The organism is Mesorhizobium sp. M7A.F.Ca.AU.002.02.1.1 (assembly GCF_003998535.1).
GTDB classification, from domain to species: Bacteria; Pseudomonadota; Alphaproteobacteria; order Rhizobiales; family Rhizobiaceae; genus Mesorhizobium; species Mesorhizobium ciceri.
Genome location: NZ_RZPB01001256.1, coordinates 1 through 1,056, shown reverse-complemented (window position 1 = coordinate 1,056; position 1,056 = coordinate 1). Strand labels below are relative to the sequence as shown.

2 protein-coding genes are annotated in these 1,056 nt (G+C 63.2%); both read left to right on the top strand.

The annotated features are described in order from the left end of the window. Window positions 1–471, top strand: a 471-nt coding sequence (locus EN879_RS36940) for a 4Fe-4S dicluster-binding protein (protein ID WP_127274761.1), incomplete at its 5' end; no start/stop codon positions are given. 108 nt (window positions 472–579) lie between these two features. Then, the coding region (locus tag EN879_RS36935; RefSeq protein ID WP_164774893.1) for an Rrf2 family transcriptional regulator at window positions 580–1,056 on the top strand (477 nt) is incomplete at its 3' end.

Below are 1,056 nucleotides of genomic sequence, written 5' to 3'. Positions count from 1 at the left end.
GTGCAGGTCTGCACGGCGGCGATGACCTACGGCTTCAAGATCGTGCAGGAGATGATCGCGGGCCTGGAAAACTGGATGGACGAGAAGGGGCACGCCTCGCTCGACGACATCGTCGGCCGCGCCACGCCCAATGTCACCGATTGGCAGTATCTCAACCTGAACTACGTCGCCAAGGCGCATATCGACCAGGATGCCTGCATCAAGTGCGGCCGCTGCCACATCGCCTGCGAGGACACTTCGCACCAGGCGATCACCAGCATGGTCGACGGCGTCAGGCACTTCGAGGTCATCGAGGCCGAGTGTGTCGGCTGCAATCTCTGCGTCAATGTCTGCCCGGTCGAGAACTGCATTACCATGGAGCCGCTGGCAGCCGGTGTGATGGACCAGCGCACCGGCAGGCCGGTATCGCCGGTCTACGCCAACTGGACCACGCACCCGAACAACCCGATGGCCAAGGTGGCTGCGGAGTAGGAACTCCCCCAAGAGAAAAACGGCGCTTTCGAGCGCCGTTTTTCATTTTCCTATTGCAGATATGAATTATCCACGATAGTATGTATCCATGAATAAGGAACCTGTTCGATGAAGCTGGGCGAGGGTGTTGAAGCAGCCATCCATTGCGCCGCCACGCTGGCCAGTGTGGAAGGCAATAGCACCATGCCGGGCGCCGCTCTCGCCGAGGCCTTTGGCCTTTCGCCGAGCTATCTGCTCAAGCATCTCAACATGCTGAGCGCGGCGCGCGTCCTGGAATCGGTGCCCGGGCCTGCCGGTGGCTATCGGCTGGCGCGGCCAGCCGAGCGCATCACGCTGCTCGACATCGTGCTGGCCGTCGAGGGCCGCGAGCCGGCCTTCCGCTGCGGCGAGATCCGCCAGCGCGGTCCGGTGAAGCTCGATGCGTCGGCCTATGTGAAACCCTGCGGCATCAACGCCGCGATGCTGAAGGCCGAACGCGCCTATCGCGCCGCGCTCGCCGAGACCAAGCTGTCCGATATCGTGGCCACCTACGCGGCAGAAGGCGATCCCAGGTCGCTTGCTGCGAGCTGCGCCTTTGTCGAGCGC